Below are 19,394 nucleotides of genomic sequence, written 5' to 3'. Positions count from 1 at the left end.
TATTTTTCGCAAATGTTCAACCTCTGATTACTCCTTATTCTTTGCCCTTCCTGCACGCTTACGTTCATTTGGATCAAGGAATTTCTTGCGTAAACGTATAGATTTTGGAGTTACTTCCACCAATTCATCATCATCTATATACGCTATCATATCCTCCAGTGTCATTATCTTTGGTGGAGTGAGCTTTATAGCTTCATCACTACCTGAAGCTCTTACGTTTGTTAATTGCTTACCCTTTAACACATTTACCTCCAAATCATTGTCACGGCTATGCTGGCCGACAACCATGCCACAATATACCTTATCCTGTGGCTTAATAAACATAATTCCCCTGTCTTGCAAATTGAAAATTGCATATGCCACAGCCTCACCCTTATCTGTAGAAATTAAAACTCCATTGCGCCTTCCAGAAATTGGACCTCTATGTGGAGCATAACTGTGAAATAAACGGTTAATTATGCCTGTGCCACGAGAATCAGTTAAAAACTCTCCTTGATAACCGATTAATCCTCTTGATGGCACTAAAAACGTTAATCTTGTCCTGCCATTACCAGAAGGTCTCATGTCAGTTACTTCACCTTTACGGAAGCTGAGTTTTTCCATGATGATTCCACTATATTCATCATCTACATCAATTACTACTTCCTCTATAGGTTCAAGTTTTTTACCGCCTTCTTCTTTAAATAACACGCGAGGGCGTGATACCGAAAGCTCAAAACCTTCTCTCCTCATATTTTCAATTAACACTCCAAGCTGTAACTCACCACGCCCACCTACTTCAAATGCTTCACCGCTTGGTGCCAAAGTCACAGTAATTGCAACATTTGTTTCTGCTTCCGCATATAAACGATCCTTTATAGCAGTTGAAGTAAGCTTTGTACCTTCTTGCCCAGCAAAAGGTGAATCATTAACGCTCAGAGTAATCGCCATTGTTGGCGGATCAACTGGAGTTGAGCTTACTGCAGTTGTAACTTCTGGTGCTGCTATAGTATCTGAAACCGAAGCTTCCTCAAGTCCTGCAATTGCAATTATGTCTCCCGCCACAGCTTGTTCTACTGGAATGCGTTTCAAGCCAGAAAATGAGAGCAACTTAGTTAATCTTCCTCGTTCAATTACTTTGCCATCGAGGTCAAGCACCTTAAGATCTGAATTGACTTTTGCAATGCCCTGATAAACCTTTCCTGTCAATATTCTGCCAAGAAACTTATCAGACTCAAGTAGAGTGACCAACATAGCAAAAGGTGCATTTTGATTATAAACAGAAGGTTTTATATAATCTATAACCGTTGAAAATAATGGGCTTAAATCTTTTCTTTCATCAGAAAGCTCCTTAGCACACCAGCCATTTCTACCTGAAGCATACAACACTGGAAAATCTAGCTGCTCGTTGGTTGCATCAAGGTTAAAAAATAACTCATATATTTCATTTAATACTTCATCAATTCTGCTATCTGGTCGGTCGACCTTATTGATTATCACAATTGGCTTCAAATTTGCTTTTAGTGCTTTTGAGAGCACAAATTTTGTTTGTGGCATGGGACCTTCTGCAGCGTCAACCAGCAGCAACACACCATCTGCCATGCACAATACCCTTTCCACTTCCCCACCAAAGTCCGCGTGCCCTGGCGTGTCAATAATATTGATCTTTTCATCGCCCCACATTATTGATGTACATTTTGCAAGTATTGTAATTCCGCGTTCACGCTCTTGATCACCACTATCCATCACTCGTTCTTGAACTTCTTGATTCTCGCGGAATGTGCCACTTTGTTTTAACATGTTATCAAGTAAAGTAGTTTTACCGTGGTCAACGTGTGCGATTATTGCTATATTTCGGATCGATTTAAATTCGTTCATTTTCTATCATTTCAAAATTAATTTAGTAATAAGTATACATAAAATACACTTGGAGTAAATAACTAAAGCTGTGTATAAATGCTGTGTTTCCAAGATATTATAGGATTACTTTGTTAAATATTCCCTACTCCCAGGTTTTGTTATGGGTAGTTGTTTTAATTCACTTGGAAGTTCTTCCTCGCTGTAGTTTTTGATGTTCAGTTCAATCAAAGATATGACAGGAAAAGGCAGTTTCGTTTCACTATTTCTCTTTATCAAAGAAGCTTCAGCAACAACTTTACCTCCTTCCCCTTCTGCACATTCCACTGCTTCAAGTGAAGATTTACCTTTGGTTATTACATCTTCAATGAGCAATATTTTCTCACCCTTTTTGATCTTAAATCCACGGCGTAATTCAAACTTACCATTAACGCGCTCGCAAAACATTGTCTTTATTCCAAGCTGCCTGCCAATCTCATAACCCACAATTATTCCACCAATTGCAGGAGATAATATTAAATCTATGGAGCTATTTAATTCTTTTTTTATTTTATCTGCTAATAATGCGCAAACTTTCATGGCTCTGCTTGGATTTTCAAAAATCTTCGCACACTGTATGTATGTGTCACTATGCAGCCCGGATGATAAAACAAAATGCCCATGCAAAATTGCTTCTGCTTCTTTAAATTCTTTTATTATTAGGTTATTTTCGTCTAATATCATTTTTTAAGTTTCACTATTACATTCTTTATTAATTATCTGAGTGATACAAACATCAGACCACACATTTATTGCAGTTTCAAACATATCGATGATTGTATAAATAGGCAAAATCAGTCCCATAATATGCAGAGGAACATTCATCGACATGAGATAACTGGTTGCCATAAAATAGCACCCCATCGGCACTCCAGCGTTACCAATTGCAGCCCCTGTAGCTAAAAAAATCCATATCAACATTTCGCTTAAGGAAAATACGTATCCGTTCATTTCTGCAACAAACATTACAGTGATTAGTATAAATGCAGCACATGCATTCATGTTAATTGTTGTGCATATTGGTAAAATAAAAGACGATAATTTCTTTGGCACCTTTAGCTTGTTCTGCACACATTCTATAGTTGTTGGCAATGTTGCACTGGATGATTTAGAAAAAAACGCAAGTGTGAGTGCTGGCATAACCCCTTTCAGCGTTTGAATTGGTGATATGCCTTTATACCACATAAATAGCGGTAAAATCAGAAATGCCTGCACAAAATTTGCAGACATTATGCAAACAAAATACCATAAAAGATTGTAGAACTCACTACCGCCTTTTAATTCATGCAAAAAACATGTAATAAAAGACCAAACAGCAAGCGGAATAAATTTTAATAACCCTTGAGCAATTTTAAGTAGCGTATCAAAAAGTGCAGAGAATACTTGATATAATATATCCTGCTTTTCTTTTGAAAGTGAAACAATAGCTCCACCCATCAAAAAAGCGATTAATATGCTACCAATCATATTATTTTCAAGAAAAACTTGCACAAAATTAGAAGGAATGAGTGATTTTAAATATGAAAAATAACTGTGGTTATTGCTGTTAATACTCCCTATTGTATTACTTATGAAATTTTTTCTTGCTGGATCTATTAACAAATAAAACGATAATGCAACAAACGCAGCTATAATAGTTGTAAGCAGAGTATAAAATAGTGTTTTCTTAACTAAGACTTTGATTTCAATTGAGTCTTTGAGCCCGGAAATTGTGGAAACTATGGATAAAAAAACCAGAGGTAAGCTTATTAATTTGAGCAAGCTGATAAAGATATCACTAAATAGCTTTGCTATTTCAAATATGATTTCATTGTTTAGGTAGTAAGCAACTATTGCAAGCAGTATAGAAAAAAGTATTGCAAACTTGTGCATTGAAAATAAAACTTCAAAGTAACATTATACAATAATTTTGCTGTTTTGGAATCAGATTGATAGACAAAATAACTTTACAGATTAGGGAAAGATAAGAGGATGTGTTTATTCGGAGACAGTGTAAGATTTCTTAATTTAAATTTAGGTGCACTTAGCCCATTCTGGTGATAACAAATTGGAATAGATAAGATATGATAACTAACTCTTCTGCGAGTATATAGTTTTGCCGGACACAACAGTACGTACTACGTGTCCTTTTACTTTGCGACCATCGAAAGGAGAATTCTTTGATTTACTAGCAAAGTTGTCAGTTTTAATTTCCCATTCATGATTGAGGTCAACTAAAATTAAGTCTGCAGCAAGGTTTTTTTGTATACGACCACGTGGTATGTGTATTATATCTGCAGGCTTATATGTCAATTTTGCAAGCACATCAAGTAGACCCATTTGCCCACTGTGATAGAGTTCAAGTGAAAGGGGCAGCATTGTTTCAAGACCAACAATACCAAATGCAGCATTTTCAAGTGGTAGATCTTTAGAACTACGATCATGCGGAGCGTGATCAGTTGCAATGCAATCAATCACACCTGTCTTTAAACCTTCAACCATAGCTAAACGATCTTCTTCAGTGCGAAGCGGCGGATTCATTTTTGCAATTGCTCCATGTTGTTTTACTATATCTTCAGTCAAAGTGAAGTGATGAGGGGTTACTTCGCACGTAACATTTAATCCCAAATCTTTTGCACGTTTAATAGCATCAAGTGAATCTTTTGAAGAGACATGTAGAATATGGTAGTGCACATTTTCCATATCCTTCATTAGCAGTATATCACGATTTACCATAACCGATTCTGACGCACTCAAGATCCCCTTTACTCCCAATTCTTCAGAAATTTTACCTTCGTTGATTGCGCCACCAGCAGATAAATTTAAATCTTCTGCATGTTGAGCAATAGGAACATTCAGCATACTTGAATAAAGCAGCGCCTGTCTCATAATCATTGGGTTCATAACTGGCATGCCATCATCGGTGAACCCAACCGCACCTGCTTCCTTTAAAAGTGCCATTTCAGTCAGGTGTTCTTCCGAAGTGGTGATTTTAGCGTAAAATTCAACGTTTACATGTGAAGTTTCAAGTGCTCTATATTTCAAATATTTAGCCAAAATAACGCTATCAATTGCTGGAACAGTGTTTGGCTGACAAACTACAGTTGTAACTCCCCCCGCAGCTGCAGATTTGCTGCCTGTATATATAGTTTCTTTATGTTCCTGGCCTGGTTCACGAAAATGTACGTGAATGTCAATAAGGCCTGGCATTAGAACAAGCCCTTTACAGTCTATTGTTTCATCAACTCCACTTGTTGAAAATAATGATTCACCAAAGTCAACAATTTTATCCCCTTCAGTCAATAATGAACCTTTTATATCAAGTTTAGTTTCCGGGTCGATAATACGAGCATTAGTATACGCAATTTTATAGCCTTCCTTTTGCCCTGTTTGCAACAAATCCCAAGTTTGAGTCATTATATTTGAGTATCGATTATAAAATAAATCTAAAGTTTTTTTAATAAAACACAACCAAATTAAAACACAGACTAAGAGCTGTCTTGAATTAAAGTGCTTTCATTATCCTAAAGATTTGGTTCTTATAACCTAGTTAGCTCAGTTTTAACGTTAATGTGTGAAGCTCTGAGTTCTGTTGAAGGATTTTCCAGCTGAATATCTAGCTCATTCTGTATGTTCGATAAACAAATTAAAGCTGAATCAAAAATTTCATCACACTGCTTTGCTTCATGTATATCATCAATTATTTCCTCGAATTCTTCCACATCATCCATTTCTTGCGGCGCACTTTTTAATATCGCTTTTATTTGGTTTAAGTTTTGACGAATTTTCTCCTGATATCCAACAATTCTCTCTTGATATATATCAATCATTTTTTGACATGCGTTGCCTCTAAATGGATGTTCTTTTTTCTCTTTTATGTAAGAATTTTGAAAGTCTTTACAGTTAAGGATTGCTTCTCTATGTTTTTTTATGTCATTAATTGCGCTGATTATCGACTTATCTATTTTCTTTAAATTTTCTTCCCGTTCTTCTCTTTTAATTATACTTTTGGATTCATTTTTTATCTGGTTCATTTTGTCATACAGGTTTCTGCATCCTTTGTAAGATGCCATTGGTTGTAACATTCCTTCTTTTACACCTTTATTGTAAAAATTCTTCAACTCATCACTTGATAGTATTGTTATAGCATCTTCCCTTTTACCTTGTGATTTAGGATACTTTTTATTCAATAAACTAACATGATTTAACAAGAAATCTCTAACTAGCCCTTCTTTTTTTACTTCGGATAATCTTTCTAGTGTTTCTATATATTTCAGAGTTTCCGCAAAGAGCTGTCCACCAGAGGGAGCAAATCCTTGAAGTGATTTACTCTGTGCTTTACAAAAATCGGTTTGTAAAAAATCTTCAGCTTGTTTTTTTATTACTGAAAGTTCATTAAAGGCTTTTTCTGGATTGATTTTTCTCAAAATACTAATAGCTTTTCTAATCGCTTTTTCTCTCTTTTTATTATCTTGCTTTTCATTTAATATGAGATGTTCAGTTTTGGTAAAAGCATTACCTTGATCACTCTTTGCAATGTTACAAACGATGTTTTTTACAACTTCTTCGGTTGCTGCATAATCTATTTCTTTTGCAAAGCAGTCAACAAATGATTGCCAAACTTTTTTATTAACAAGTTTACTTGTCTTATTTTCAAAATCTTCTATATCTTTGAATCCTAAAATAGTATAGAGATTTTTTTCGATTATTGGTTCGGCATGTTGTTTTGCCACTTTACCTTTTATATTGAATGGAAATTTACTAATCTTAGTTGTACCCACAATGTTACCTCAATATTAACGCTATCTATAAAAGTATAAAGATTTAATATTTAATTTTTAATTTTTAATTAATACTAGCACAGCTAACTACGGGAGCATTATGCTAGCATCAATTAACACTTTAACTTCTAACTTGTCATCAGTAATATTGTTTATATAAAAACTATAATTTTTTATGCCTGAACTTGGGAATATATTGCTATTGCTAGCCTGCTTATTGTCTTTGACATATTTGTTTTTACCGCTTAGTTCTTGTCGGTTTATTACCACTGCCATATTTTTTTGTGTATCAGCGTCAATGGCTATTTTGATCTACTGCCACATTACAAATGATTTTTCACTTGAAAACGTATACTACCACTCACACACAACAAAACCTTTGATCTACAAGATTTGTGGTGTTTGGGGAAACAAAGAAGGGTCCATGTTGCTTTGGACCTTAGTGCTTGTCATGTATTTATTACTAATGGATATTTATATACCTTCTGTCATCCCAGTTTCCCCCTCTGTCATCCCAGTCTCTTCTTCTGTCATCCCAGTGCCCAGACACTGGGATCCAGACAATTTAATTGCAAATGAGTACATCAAATGGCAGTGTAATAAAAACTGGATTCCAGTGTCAAGCACTGGAATGACACCAGAACGAACTAATGGTAGTAAATTAAAAAAAATATCTCTTATCACTCATGGGCTGATTTGCTTTTGTTTTTTGCTGTTCACTTTAATTGAATCCAGCCCCTTCACTAAAATCCCAGGCATTGAAACAGATGGATTGGGTTTTAATCCGATATTGCAGGATATAGGCCTTGCTATTCATCCACCGATATTATATTTGGGGTACCTTGGATTTAGCGTTCCTTTTTCGCTCTCTATAGCTGGATTAATTTTAAATACTGAAGGAAATGTTTGGGCTAAAATTGTCAGGCCTTGGGTACTTATTTCTTGGTCGCTGCTCACTTTGGGCATCAGCTTGGGTAGCTGGTGGGCATATCGCGAACTTGGGTGGGGTGGATTTTGGTTTTGGGATCCAGTGGAAAACGTTTCTTTGATGCCGTGGCTAATTGCAGTAGCGCTGACACATTTGTTGCTCGTGGTACGGAATTTCAATGTTTTAAGGAACTTTGCTATTTTACTTACGCTTACAACTTTTATATTGAGTGTGACTGGAACATTTCTAGTCCGCTCAGGAATACTTACCTCAGTGCACACGTTTGCAGATGACCCAAGATATGGACTATATATATTAGCTCTACTTGGTGTAATTACAGTCAGTAGCTTAGTAATATTTGTAGTATTTACGAGAAAAAATCACACGCCTGCGATGTCATTCCAATGCTTGACACTGGAATCCAGAAAGAAACTTGCTACTCAAGTGACAGAGGGTAGAAGATTCTTTTCACGCTTTACGATGATACTGATGAACAATTTATTATTCATCACTGCCTTTTTCATCGTGTTCGTTGGCACTTTATACCCTACAGTGCTTGAGTATTTAACCGGTGAATTAATTTCAGTTGGAGCACCATATTACAATTCTTTATTTAACTCTATTGCACTAGCTATTCTAGTGCTCACCATGATCGGGCAATACTGCAGTTGGCAGGGAAATAGTCTATTGCCAATATTCCGTGAATATAGATTTTCATTCTGCAGTGCTGCAGCTATTTTGCCGTTTATCTTTCACATGGAGCTAATAATTGTGCTATCAATTACTATCTCCATAGCATTATTAATCTTTGTTTTAGAAGCATACAGTAAAAGAATTCGTTTATTTAAGGTAGCATTTGGTGAATCAATTTTATTAGCAAGAAGAGTTTCTAAGTCCTACTATGCAATGATGCTTGCTCATGCTGGAGTGGCAATTCTAGTGCTTGGTATAGCTTATTCAGTTGGTTGGCAGGAGAAAAAAGAAAATTACTTAAAAATAGGGGATAGCATAACAGTCAATAAATTTAAAGTTACTTTACGCAATATTGAGCTAATAAAAGAAAAAAATTTCCATGCAGTGAGGGGTACAATGGATATCAGGAATTTGCTGAATAATAAGATATTAGGTGAAGTAACTCCTGAATATAGATTTTACCTTGCGGAAGGTCAGAAAAATGTTGAAAGCAGTATCTACCACAATTTGCTTTCTGATATTTATGTTGTAATTGGAGAGATTGATAAGAGTAAGAGCAAAATCGCAGCCAAAGTGCACTATAAACCTGGAATGTCTATAATCTGGCTTGGATCCTTTCTTATCGCTTTTGGTTCGCTCCTTGCTGCTTTTCCTTTTAGTGGACGAGCAAGGATTGTCTAGCTGTCGTGGATTTTATTAACAACGCTCCTAGGTCCAGGGTGCAACGTATGAGAAATTACCGAGCTATAGATACTGATTTGCAAAGGTTAGAACCAAAGAAAGTTATATTTTTTTATTGACAGACCTATATATTACGATATTCACTAAGGGATTAGTGAGTAATGGTTATACAATATGAATGGTGGGGTATCAGGCAAGGAAAAAGTTATACGCACTCCTTTCGATTTTAAGGAGCCTTACAGCGATTGGCGTCAAATTTTTAAACGTCCTAATCAACAGTATAACCCTTCCAACTATGATTCGTCGAGCGAAATAAATGAACACGATATAGAAACTCAAAAGATTGAAGAAGGTGATGGCCATGATTCAGGTATTAGTTCCGATGATGAGGATGACCGGACAACTTATACAGCAGTACAATTAACTAATGATTCTCTTGATAGCCAAAGATATACAGGAATATGCATTCCAACACCAACTGATGGTTGGGTAGGTGAAAATAATCATCAGACTGGTTTATCAGGTGATTTGCCAGACGTGAGTAATAATCCACAAATTTTTGAAAGTACTGATTCAGTACAGCTAGATAATATTGTTTTTAGCAATCTAATTCAGCTTTCCTTGATTAGTCAAGAGCATAATTCTACCTGCAATGATCATGTAATTTGTGATTCAGGTCACAATTCTGACGATGAGGATCAGATTCCAGAGGACTTTCCTTCAAGGAAACGAGTACGATCGATTGAAATTGATCAGTTTGAACCGTTGTACAAGAAGAGGAAAATAGAAGCACAAAATAATCAAAAATATACAGAAAATGTATGTAATCCAACAAATGGTGGTTTGTTAGGTGAAAGTGATAATCCACAAACTTTTGAAAGCGATCCTTTACAGCATGGTAGTAATGGTTTAGGTTATAACTTCAATGGTTATAGTCAAGCAACTTATAGTAAATTAAGTGCTTCAGATCAAGAAGAGGGTCAAGGCTATTCTTTAGGTGGTTCTTGTGAAAATAAAGAAAATTTGACAAAGGGCGCTGGTGGTAGTAATCAGACTTTTGAAGGTGAACAGAAAAGCTCAGAATTTCCGAAAGTTGACAATTGGTCAGATAGTGATGGGAACTCAGAAGATAGTTTGGACTCAAAAAAGGGTTCGTACTATAGTTCAGGTAATCTTGATTCAATGGAGTTAACAGATGATTTGGATTCAGAAAATGATCGGGACCTAGAAGATGATAATCCTTTTCTAAAAGACTCACTTTTTATGAAACTAAAAATGTCGTTAACTCAAAGTAAACAGGATCTGATTGATAAATGCTGTGGGGAGGTGAGAGGTATAACAGAACAAAATGAACAAAAAGATATAAAAATACTCCAGAAAGTATTAAGTGCATAGTAGCTAAATACTTAGAAAAAGAAGTAATGTTAAATTTAAAATGTAGTTGTTGTAACAAAACTGTAACAAATACAGTATTTGAAGAAATAAAAGATCTTACTAGTGGTAGTCATATAAGTAACAGAAGTAACACTTTTGTATTTGATAACTTTCCCTATCAAAGTAAAGATAAAAACTGTAACAAAGAAAGTAAAGGTCAAAACTGTAACAAAGAAAGTGAAGATCAAAACTGTAATAAAGAAAGTGAAGATCAAAACTGTAACAAAAAAAATGAAGTGTCCGAAGAGGACATTATCAAAAGCATTGTTAGTAATTTATTGTTAGAAGGTGGGAAAGTAAAACGCCATAATTTTTTCGATGGGAATGAGTTTGAGCAGATAGTTACTTGTAATGGATTTGATGATGGTCTTTCTGAGAAATGTAAGGAAATTGAAAGCAAGCTAAAAGGTTTAGCATATGAAAGTATTGTAAACAAAAGCAAGCAGACTCAAAATGTATTAGGAGTAGACAAGGATAATAGATATTTTTGTATAGAGTACTCGCAAGATAGTATTGTTGAAGTTGCAGAAATCCTAAACAATGAAAAAGCCAAAGACTTAAATTTAAGAGTTGGCATACTCAAAATTGGAGAAAGTATAGTAAGAGTTGAAAATGTAGAAGAAATAGGGGGAAAAAGAAATTACATGGATGTCTCAAAAGGTGGTATTGAAATGTCTTTTACTACTGAGGTAGGAGAGATAAGTATTTATCTAAGTCCTAGTGAGAAAGGCAGCAATAAAATAAAAGTGGAGATTGATGGGGAAAACAGAGCAAGGCTTAATGAGTTAAAAAATAGGGGAAAAAGTTTAGGGGAAAACTGTCTTTTAGGAGGAAAAAGTGTTGAGGAAGCTATAGAGCATGAAAGTTTTGAAAGATATGGCAGTGTACCTAACACTGCTATGAAGGAACCTAGCTTAGGTTGCGTTGCTAACATAGCAAGGGGGGATAAGCTTGCAGAGATAAAATGATGGGCCAAATTGGCAGTATTTCGCTTTTGTAATGTACTTCAAAATGGTAGTATGCAAGCTAGATAGAACTTAATTGACAGACAAGAATTAACTGATGGAAAAATTGACATAATCAAACAATCACAGAATAAACTAGTGAATTTTTTGAAAAGTATATAAAATTCAAGTTTAAGTAAATAGCATGGCACTTAGACTCATTCCAGACAACCTCGATATCAAGTTTAGTAAATATAGGGATTTGACTGCATTAATTAGCATTATTCTTATCATCTTTTCAATATTCACTGTTGTGCTGCGTGGAGTGAACTTAGGCATAGACTTTGCAGGCGGAATTTTGATAGAGATAAAATCTTCAGATGAGAATCACTCTATTCTCGATGCATTAAAAGAAAATGGTTTTACAGTGCAGAGTTCAAAAGCGGGTGATAATTTAGTCATGCGTTTTAAAGATGAAGGAGATGAAGATAAAATCAAAAAGATAAAAAGCATACTAGAAGAAAAGCTGGGGAGCTCAATAAGCTATCGTAAAATAGACTATGTTGGCCCACAAATAAGCTCAACACAAATATTTGAAGGAATGTTATCCATGTTGATCGCGATTGTTGGAATATTTTTTTACGTTTGGTTTAGATTTAATTGGCAATGTGGATTCAGTGGAATAACAGCACTGATTCATGACGTGATTTTAACTGTTGGTTTTATTAGCCTAACTGGCATTGAGTTTAATATTTCATCAGTTGCAGCTCTCCTTACTGTCATTGGTTATTCAATCAATAACTCAGTAATTATATATGATCGGATTCGAGAGTATCGCAGGAGTGGTAAAAGTGGGCGGATGAGTGAGGTAGTAGATGCAAGTATCAACGCTACATTATTTCGCACTATATTAACTTCTGGTACAACCCTTCTTGCTGCTCTTCCTTTGGTATTAATCTGCACAGATGCAGTGAGAGACTTCAGCTTGATCATTTTTTTTGGTATTTTGATTGGCACTTGTTCTGCAATATTTATTTCTGCTCCTATATTGACCTACAGAGCTTTGATAAGTAGATTGTAGAAGTGTTTAGTCGCGGTATAATATCAACTTATTATCTCTTATAGTGAAATGAAAATACCTTAAAAAGCTCATTCCAAGTAGTGAATGAGACATAGAATGAGTGTTAACGCTTGCCTGTACATCATTAATCAAAAAATTTCCTATTTTAACTTGAGGTATTTGAACCACTCCAGCTTTTATTTGACCTTTCGCAGTTTCATATATTTTAAAATCCTGAACATTTTGTAAGTTAATACCAACATGTAATGCGTCTTTTTGTGATAGAACAATATCGGTTGCTCCAGTATCAAGCAAAAACGTTATATTGCGATCATTGACTTGAGCCTGAATATAAAAGTGTCCATCATATGACTTCGTAAATTCAATACTTCCACTATTCTGACCGCTATTTTGAATTCTTCCTTTATATGGTAAAAAAGTACTGAGAAATCTGTCGCTTAGTTTGTCCCTTTGTGAATCAATAAGCATTGCAGTAGTGGCTATTATTAGCAACCAAATAACTAGATTTTTCACCGCGTTCATATTGTTAAAATTTGAAGCTATTAAAATAAATTTTAAAGATCAGCGTTAAAAGTTATTATTAAAAATAAGTAAATTTCATTGTTTTAGTACAATATTTAGTATACACTTTAAGAAGATATGTTTGATTTAATTTCATGTCAGAAGCAAAAAGTTTAATTTTGGCAGCTATCCTTTCCATGTTAATCATGGTGTCTTGGCGTATTATTTATGATAATTTTTTTAGTACAAACCAAAACCAGCCATTGATTGAAAATATTGAACATATCGAATCTTTTAACGACCTTGCTCCTATAATATACCAAAATCGTTCTGAAATTATTAATTCTACTCGAGAACAGAGGGTTAGTTTAACCAATAACATGATTAAAGGATCAATTTCTCTGAAAGGTGCAAGGTTTGATGACTTAATTTTAACTAATTACCACTTAGAACCGAGTTCTTCTTCTCCACAAGTGGTGTTACTGTCACCTGCAGAATCAAAAGATGTATATTTTGCAGAATTTGGGTGGCTCGATCCGAGTAACAAGATTAAAGTTCCAGATTCTAAAGCAGTCTGGCGAGCAGATAAACTTAATCAAAAAGAGGTCAATTTATCTTGGGACAATGAGAATGGCATTTTATTTAGAATGAAAATTAACCTCGACGATAATTACATGTTTAAAGTTGAGCAAGTTGTTGAAAATAATACAAAGGATAATGTAGTTTTGGTTCCTTATGGTAAAATTAACCGTAAACGTGACAATATCAACGAATCTTATTGGATATCCCATGAAGGAGTACTGGGTGCATTTGATAATAAACTAGAGGAGTGGACATATAAGGATATTTCCAAAAAACATTTAATAAAAGCAAGCACGAGTGAAAAAAATTGGTTTGGTTTTGCTGATAAATACTGGCTCACAGCCATCATACCTGAAAAATCTGATAAAATAAATGTAAGCATTAAACACACAAACGTTAATAATACTGATAAATTCCAAGTAGATTTTGTCAAACCTTACAAGAGCATACTTCCTGGTGCAAGCGTTTCTAATGTGAATTATTTTTTTGCTGGAGCAAAAAAGTTGAATTTACTGGATTCTTATAAGGACACTCTCAATATACCCCTGTTTGATAAAGCTGTAGATTTTGGTGTTCTTTACTTTATAACTAAACCAGTGTTTTTACTGCTTGAATATTTTAACTTCGTTTTAAAAAATTTTGGCTTAGCAATATTATTGCTGACTTTAGTAATCAAACTTTTGATGCTTTCCTTATTTAATAGATCATATATTTCGATGTTTAAGGTAAAAAGCCTGCAGCCTGAATTAACTCGTATAAAAGAGTTGTATAAAAATGACAGCTTAAAGCAGCATAAAGAGACAATTGCATTGTTTAAGAGAAACAACGTAAATCCAATGTCGAGCATTTTTCCCATGCTAATACAAATACCGGTATTTTTTGCTCTATATAAAGTATTATTTGTTACTATAGAGATGAGGCATGCTCCTTTTTTTTTATGGATTAAGGATCTTTCAGCTCCTGACCCAACGAACATCTTTACATTATTTGGGTTGTTTAATTATAACTTTCCTATTTCTATAGCCATTTTACCTATAATTTTCGGTGCCACCATGATAATTCAGCAGAAGCTAAGTGAGAAAGATCAAACCAGTAAAGATGATATTCAAGTAAATGTTATGAAGTTTTTACCTTACATTTCTGTCTTTATTTTTTCTTCTTTTCCTGCCGGCCTGGTAATATATTGGATATTTAGTAATATTATAACTCTAATTCAACAGTCATTAATAAAGTTGTTTTTAACAAAAAAAGTGGTAGTAAATGTCGAGAATACTAATAGTTAATTCGATTTATTATACTGAAATAGCGAACCTTTTGCTTGAAGGTGCAATTGATAAATTAAAAGGCAGTAATGCCAGTTACGATGTAGTTGAGGTTCCTGGTACATTTGAGATACCAGCTACAATTCTTTTTGCAGTCAAGAGTGGGCATACTAATTATGATGGTTATTTAGCTCTTGGGTGCGTAATTCGCGGTGAAACCGATCATTATCAATATGTTTGTAAAGGAGTAATTGAAGGCTTAAATGAGGTTGTTATGCATTATGCAATACCCCTTGGTATGGGTGTAATTACCGCTGACAGCAAAGATAAAGCACTAGTTAGAGCTGATAAAAACAAAAAGAACGTTGGTGGCCATGCAGCCTCAACTGTTTTGCGTATGATAGATTTACACAATAAATTAAAATAATGGAGGAAAAACCAGTAGATAAAAAGTGGCGCATAAAAAGAAGCACGGCAAGATTTCTTGCTGTACAAATTGCTTATTCAAATATTTTCGTAGGTTACAACAAAAGCGCTTTTAAACTGGAAAATTGTGAGCTTAAGGACTACATAAATAAGTTGAAAGATATATTTGAATGTGAAGAATTTGAACATCAGTTCTTAGAAAACTTGTTATATAAGGTTATAAAAAGCAGTGAAGAATATGATAAAATAATAGAGTCTTATTTACACCCAAGTTGGTCCCTTTCACGGTTAAATCTTATAAGCTTATCTATTTTGCGTGTTGCAATATGTGAGTTAGCTAATTGTGATACGCCAGTTCCAGTTGTCATTAATGAATATACTAACATTGCATCTGATTTACTTGATAAACCAAGCGAAATTGGTTTTATTAATGGGTTATTGGATAAGGCAAAAGATGCAGTTAAATTAAATAAAAATCCTTAGCAATTATAGCCAGCAAGCACAAGGTGTCATCCGAGTAGCTGCTGTATGAACATTGTCTACCAGATCCCAGTGCTTGACACTGGGATGGCTTTGTTGCATAGCAACTGAAAAAATCTGGTGGCTACTGACAAAATTCATTATAAAATAGCCATTTAACCTTGAAAGAAAAAATATGCCACAAAAAATGAGGGTCAGTAACCATAGCGAATATAACAAATTTCTAGAAAAAAGAGGAAATATTTTTCATTATATCAACGAAGCCATAGAAAAGTGGTACGAGAATGGTCCAAAAATACCAGGTGGCAACAATATTTATAGCGATAAAGTTGTAATTTTGGTGCACATAATAACTTGTTTATTTAGAATAGGCCTGAGGCAAACAGTTGGGTTTATAGCAGGATACCTTGAGCAAATTGGGAAAAATTTGCAAGTTATCAGCTATTCACAATCATCAAGAAGGTTTAAGAAACTCAATATTAAGATCAATGATTGCAGAATTGATAAAAATAATATGGAAGATATCGAAATTGCTATAGACAGTACAGGAATTAGTATATACAACAACACTCCTGGTCATAGCAAAGAAAATAGCGAAGATAGAAAGTATCGCAGCTATGAACAGACAAGAAAATTGCATGTAATGTTGAATACAAACAGCAAAAAAGCCATAGCTGTAAAATACAGTAACGGTGTCTACTCTGATCACTATGGAGCTTGTGATTTGCTAAAAGAAGTCGATTTTCAGTATGTCATAAAAGTACTATATGCAGATAGGGCATGTGATAGGCACAAGTTTTATAAGTTGTGTAACGAATATGATATAAAGACAAAAATTCCACCAATAAACAATGCGGCAGAACATCCAGAAATAGATTATATGTCTGACAGGAATGCTGCTATTAGGTTAATAAAATTATACGGTGAAGATGGCATGAAAGAATGGAAAAAAGAAGTAAATTATGGGAAAAGATCTTATATTGAAGGGTTTTTCTCAAGATTAAAGCAAATATTCGGATTTAGTTTTAGGAATAAATCTGAGATAAATCGAGAAAAAGAACTGCTAATCAAATGCTATTTGCTTAATAAATTCACTGATATTGGTATGGCTAAATTTGAGATAGTTACATGAATTTACCATAAATCACCATCTCATAAAGTGTGATGCAACAAAGCCATCCCAGTGTCAGCTACTTGGATGACAAGAAAGGGAGCACTGGAATGACATTATCTGTTGTGCAATTTACCTTCAAAAATGAATGTTTGTACAGTTATGTGTCAAGCACTGGGATGACAAGAAAGGGAACACTGGAATTTTTGTTTCAGCATTAGCCATGCATCTAAACAGATACGTTGCCTTGAGAATCGCAACATCCATGCAGTTATGCGCGTAACACTAAAAATCAAAAAAAACAAAGAGGCAGACTTAATCTACCTCTTTTATTTCACTTGGCTATACTGTCTGTTGTTGAGAAGCAACTTGTTCAACAATAAGTGAGCCTAAATAAGTGTTAACCCCTTTAGCACCATCTTTGTCTAAACCTAATGTTTTATTCCACTTTGTTTCATTTACTGCCTCGAACTTACCTTCATCGTTTTTCTCTTTTAGTGAACCTATCTCGAAGAGTAAAGTATTGCCTAGCGTATTGGTAAGCTGATTAATATCAACAATAGTACGGTAGTTCTTGCCTTCTAAGCTGAAGGCTATATAATGTTTACCCTTTTCTACCTTACCTTCTTCATCTTTAACTTGGTTATTCCTTGCCATTTCCTTAAATGTGTCTTTTGTTACTAGCAATGCTGTTTCTTTACCGTTTTTTCTATCGTTATTAACAACAATCTTCGGAGCTCTCAACTCAGATATTTCATTGTTTTTGCTGATAGCGTACATTGCTGAACTAACCAGTGCAACAGCAACAATTGCTAATATACCGATTCCAAGTGGTGTAGCTGCAAAAGCTGCAAGTGGAGCAAGCGTGCAAGTTGAAGACACCCAATATGGTGCTGAAAGTGCTACTGCTGCGCCTATGACATACAAAGAAGTAAGTGCAACAAGTGCAGTATTTGTTTTGTGGAATTGACCACAGTGATTTTTGAAAGCCCAGAACAGATAAAATCTGTAAAACCAAAAAGAAACTCCCTCTTTACTTTATGTTCTTTGGGTATAGTGTTATGAAGAAGCGCTTCTGCAGCTATAACCGAAACAATCAATGGTGCTATAAATGCCCGTTTGAAAGCATGGTTTTGGGGGAAATGGTAAAACCATTGATGGAGTTCTTTTTGGGCTACCTCGTTTAGAAGATTGTATAACCTAACCGTCCCAAGCTGAAGTGCTTCTTATCATAATAATATAGGAGGGATTTTATATGGCAGAAGCAAAAAGTAAATTAAAAACAATAAACCTTGATGCAGCAGGGATTGATATTGGCTCGACTGTACATTATGTATGTGTACCTGAAGGAAGAGATGAACAACGTATCCAAAAATTTGGGTGCTTTACAGTAGATCTACACAACTTAGCAAAGTGGTTAAAAAAGTGTCAGGTTAGAACTGTAGCCATGGAGTCAACTGGAGTATATTGGATTCCCTTATTTCAAATATTAGAATCACATAAATTTGAAGTAAAATTAGTAAATGCGCGACATGTCAAAAATGTGCCTGGTAGAAAGTCTGATGTTCAAGATTGTCAATGGCTGCAACAATTGCACAGCTATGGACTGCTTCAAGGATCATTTAGACCGGATAATCAAATGTGTGTACTGCGTAGTTACGTTAGACAACGTGCTAATCTAATTGAAAATGCAGCTAAACATACTCAACGTATGCAAAAAGCGCTAATTCAAATGAATATTCAATTACACAAGGTTATTAGTCATATTACTGGGATAACTGGTATGAAAATCATTGAAGCTATAATTGAAGGCGAAAGAGATCCTGAGAAATTGGCTAAATTCAGGGATGCACGAATAAAAAATGATCAGTCTACTATAGCAAAAGCGTTAGCTGGTGATTATAGAGAGGAACACTTGTTTGTGCTAAAACAAGAATATGCAGCATATACTTTTTTTCAAGAGCAAATAACGGGATGTGATAAAAGTATAGAAAATTACTATAAAACATTTGAAACAAAGTCGAATGAGAACAGGGCATTGAATAAGACACGAAAGAGAAAACAGAAGAATAGTCCAGATTTTGCCGTAGATGAAGATTTATATCGAATAACGGGGATGGATTTTACTAGAGTTCCAGGACTTGATGTATTAAGTATACAGGCTATCATTTCAGAAACAGGTATAAATCACAATAAATGGAGGACAGAAAAGCATTTTTCTTCCTGACTCGGATTAAGTCCTGCTAATAAAATTACAGGAGGGAAAATTATTGGAACAAGAACTCGTAAAGTTGTTAATCGTGCTGCAACTGCCTTGCTACTTGCTGCTCATTGTGTATCAAGAAGCAACACTGCACTTGGTGCATACTGCAGGAGGTTAAAGAAGCGACTAGGGATACCAAAAGCGATCACTGCTACAGCAAGGAAATTAGCATGTATTTTTTATAATATGCTAAAATATGGACAAGAATATGTAGAAAAAGGAATGAACTATTATGAAACACTCTACAAAGAGAGAGTAGTCAAAAATTTGACTAAAAAAGCAAAGGAATTTGGTTATATACTAATGAAAGAGGAGCCGATAGATGAAGAAGGTTCTTAGGAGTTTCTTAGAAGTTAGCATAAACGACCTCAAA

General features: G+C 34.7%; 15 protein-coding genes and 2 pseudogenes. 9 read left to right on the top strand and 8 right to left on the bottom strand.

Annotation, left to right across the window (positions count from 1 at the left end; translation table 11 throughout):
- Nucleotides 1-27: 27 nt before the first annotated feature.
- The 6 genes from typA to OOK90_RS03800 all read right to left on the bottom strand — a co-directional run bounded on the left by typA (nucleotide 28) and on the right by OOK90_RS03800 (nucleotide 6,911).
- Nucleotides 28-1,857 (bottom strand): translational GTPase TypA, encoded by a 1,830-nt coding sequence (gene typA / locus OOK90_RS03825; protein WP_264705752.1) that lies wholly within the window; start codon nucleotides 1,855-1,857, stop codon nucleotides 28-30.
- Between the two features lie 105 nt (nucleotides 1,858-1,962).
- Nucleotides 1,963-2,559 carry an orotate phosphoribosyltransferase gene (gene pyrE / locus OOK90_RS03820; protein ID WP_264705751.1) on the bottom strand — a complete coding sequence of 199 codons (597 nt, stop codon included), beginning with the start codon at nucleotides 2,557-2,559 and terminating at the stop codon, nucleotides 1,963-1,965.
- A 3-nt stretch (nucleotides 2,560-2,562) separates the two neighbouring features.
- Nucleotides 2,563-3,747 (bottom strand): dicarboxylate/amino acid:cation symporter, encoded by a 1,185-nt coding sequence (locus tag OOK90_RS03815; RefSeq protein WP_010082165.1) that lies wholly within the window; start codon nucleotides 3,745-3,747, stop codon nucleotides 2,563-2,565.
- A 198-nt stretch (nucleotides 3,748-3,945) separates the two neighbouring features.
- Nucleotides 3,946-5,271 carry a dihydroorotase gene (locus OOK90_RS03810; RefSeq protein ID WP_022626228.1) on the bottom strand — a complete coding sequence of 442 codons (1,326 nt, stop codon included), beginning with the start codon at nucleotides 5,269-5,271 and terminating at the stop codon, nucleotides 3,946-3,948.
- Nucleotides 5,272-5,393: 122 nt separating this feature from the next.
- A complete protein-coding gene (locus OOK90_RS03805; protein ID WP_006279654.1) occupies nucleotides 5,394-6,635 on the bottom strand; it encodes a hypothetical protein in 1,242 nt (413 codons plus the stop codon).
- A gap of 87 nt (nucleotides 6,636-6,722) precedes the next feature.
- Nucleotides 6,723-6,911, bottom strand: coding sequence for a hypothetical protein (locus OOK90_RS03800; RefSeq protein ID WP_022626229.1), 189 nt, complete (start codon nucleotides 6,909-6,911; stop codon nucleotides 6,723-6,725).
- Here OOK90_RS03800 and OOK90_RS03795 point away from each other — a divergent pair.
- The 3 genes and pseudogenes from OOK90_RS03795 (at nucleotide 6,832) to secF (ending at nucleotide 12,396) form a co-directional block, all read left to right on the top strand.
- Nucleotides 6,832-8,937 carry a cytochrome c-type biogenesis CcmF C-terminal domain-containing protein gene (locus OOK90_RS03795; protein WP_458693998.1) on the top strand — a complete coding sequence of 702 codons (2,106 nt, stop codon included), beginning with the start codon at nucleotides 6,832-6,834 and terminating at the stop codon, nucleotides 8,935-8,937. The two genes, OOK90_RS03800 and OOK90_RS03795, sit on opposite strands and share 80 nt — an antisense overlap.
- A 174-nt stretch (nucleotides 8,938-9,111) precedes the next feature.
- Nucleotides 9,112-11,339, top strand: a pseudogene (locus OOK90_RS06560) (hypothetical protein).
- A gap of 181 nt (nucleotides 11,340-11,520) precedes the next feature.
- Entirely contained in the window at nucleotides 11,521-12,396 is an 876-nt protein-coding gene (gene secF / locus OOK90_RS03780) for a protein translocase subunit SecF (RefSeq protein WP_010082185.1), read from the top strand.
- A 6-nt stretch (nucleotides 12,397-12,402) separates the two neighbouring features.
- Here secF and OOK90_RS03775 read toward each other — a convergent pair whose 3' ends face one another.
- Complete coding sequence (locus OOK90_RS03775; protein WP_006279648.1) at nucleotides 12,403-12,918, bottom strand: TIGR02281 family clan AA aspartic protease; 516 nt, start codon at nucleotides 12,916-12,918, stop codon at nucleotides 12,403-12,405.
- Nucleotides 12,919-13,052: 134 nt separating this feature from the next.
- Here OOK90_RS03775 and yidC point away from each other — a divergent pair, with 134 nt between their 5' ends.
- The 5 genes from yidC to OOK90_RS03750 all read left to right on the top strand — a co-directional run bounded on the left by yidC (nucleotide 13,053) and on the right by OOK90_RS03750 (nucleotide 16,979).
- Complete coding sequence (gene yidC, locus OOK90_RS03770; RefSeq protein WP_264705747.1) at nucleotides 13,053-14,762, top strand: membrane protein insertase YidC; 1,710 nt, start codon at nucleotides 13,053-13,055, stop codon at nucleotides 14,760-14,762.
- On the top strand, nucleotides 14,740-15,168 hold the full coding sequence (locus tag OOK90_RS03765; RefSeq protein ID WP_006279647.1) for a 6,7-dimethyl-8-ribityllumazine synthase: 429 nt from the start codon (nucleotides 14,740-14,742) through the stop codon (nucleotides 15,166-15,168). Before yidC ends, OOK90_RS03765 begins: the two co-directional genes overlap by 23 nt.
- Complete coding sequence (gene nusB / locus OOK90_RS03760; RefSeq protein ID WP_264705746.1) at nucleotides 15,168-15,650, top strand: transcription antitermination factor NusB; 483 nt, start codon at nucleotides 15,168-15,170, stop codon at nucleotides 15,648-15,650. Before OOK90_RS03765 ends, nusB begins: the two co-directional genes overlap by 1 nt.
- Nucleotides 15,651-15,822: 172 nt before the next feature.
- Nucleotides 15,823-16,779, top strand: a complete 957-nt coding sequence (locus tag OOK90_RS03755) for an IS5 family transposase (protein ID WP_264329805.1) — start codon at nucleotides 15,823-15,825, stop codon at nucleotides 16,777-16,779.
- A 32-nt stretch (nucleotides 16,780-16,811) separates the two neighbouring features.
- Nucleotides 16,812-16,979 carry a hypothetical protein gene (locus OOK90_RS03750; RefSeq protein WP_167471207.1) on the top strand — a complete coding sequence of 56 codons (168 nt, stop codon included), beginning with the start codon at nucleotides 16,812-16,814 and terminating at the stop codon, nucleotides 16,977-16,979.
- Nucleotides 16,980-17,100: 121 nt separating this feature from the next.
- Here OOK90_RS03750 and OOK90_RS03745 read toward each other — a convergent pair whose 3' ends face one another.
- On the bottom strand, nucleotides 17,101-17,685 hold the full coding sequence (locus OOK90_RS03745) for a hypothetical protein (protein WP_264705745.1): 585 nt from the start codon (nucleotides 17,683-17,685) through the stop codon (nucleotides 17,101-17,103).
- A 328-nt stretch (nucleotides 17,686-18,013) separates the two neighbouring features.
- Between OOK90_RS03745 and OOK90_RS03740 the strand changes: the two are divergent.
- A pseudogene (locus OOK90_RS03740) lies at nucleotides 18,014-19,360 on the top strand (IS110 family RNA-guided transposase).
- Nucleotides 19,361-19,394: the final 34 nt, after the last annotated feature.

The organism is Wolbachia endosymbiont (group A) of Ancistrocerus nigricornis, from assembly GCF_947250785.1.
Taxonomy (GTDB): Bacteria; Pseudomonadota; Alphaproteobacteria; order Rickettsiales; family Anaplasmataceae; genus Wolbachia; species Wolbachia pipientis.
This window is presented reverse-complemented; position numbering and strand designations above follow the sequence as displayed.

Excerpts from the sequence above, each read along its gene's own strand:
- OOK90_RS03815 (WP_010082165.1), bottom strand. The coding sequence starts at position 3,747 with ATGCACAAGTTTGCAATACTTTTTTCTATACTGCTTGCAATAGTTGCT.
- OOK90_RS03810 (WP_022626228.1), bottom strand. The coding sequence starts at position 5,271 with ATGACTCAAACTTGGGATTTGTTGCAAACAGGGCAAAAGGAAGGCTAT.
- yidC (WP_264705747.1), top strand. The coding sequence starts at position 13,053 with ATGTCAGAAGCAAAAAGTTTAATTTTGGCAGCTATCCTTTCCATGTTA.
- pyrE (WP_264705751.1), bottom strand. The coding sequence starts at position 2,559 with ATGATATTAGACGAAAATAACCTAATAATAAAAGAATTTAAAGAAGCA.
- OOK90_RS03800 (WP_022626229.1), bottom strand. The coding sequence starts at position 6,911 with ATGGCAGTGGTAATAAACCGACAAGAACTAAGCGGTAAAAACAAATAT.
- OOK90_RS03755 (WP_264329805.1), top strand. The coding sequence starts at position 15,823 with ATGCCACAAAAAATGAGGGTCAGTAACCATAGCGAATATAACAAATTT.
- secF (WP_010082185.1), top strand. The coding sequence starts at position 11,521 with ATGGCACTTAGACTCATTCCAGACAACCTCGATATCAAGTTTAGTAAA.
- OOK90_RS03765 (WP_006279647.1), top strand. The coding sequence starts at position 14,740 with ATGTCGAGAATACTAATAGTTAATTCGATTTATTATACTGAAATAGCG.
- typA (WP_264705752.1), bottom strand. The coding sequence starts at position 1,857 with ATGAACGAATTTAAATCGATCCGAAATATAGCAATAATCGCACACGTT.
- OOK90_RS03775 (WP_006279648.1), bottom strand. The coding sequence starts at position 12,918 with ATGAACGCGGTGAAAAATCTAGTTATTTGGTTGCTAATAATAGCCACT.
- OOK90_RS03750 (WP_167471207.1), top strand. The coding sequence starts at position 16,812 with ATGCAACAAAGCCATCCCAGTGTCAGCTACTTGGATGACAAGAAAGGG.
- nusB (WP_264705746.1), top strand. The coding sequence starts at position 15,168 with ATGGAGGAAAAACCAGTAGATAAAAAGTGGCGCATAAAAAGAAGCACG.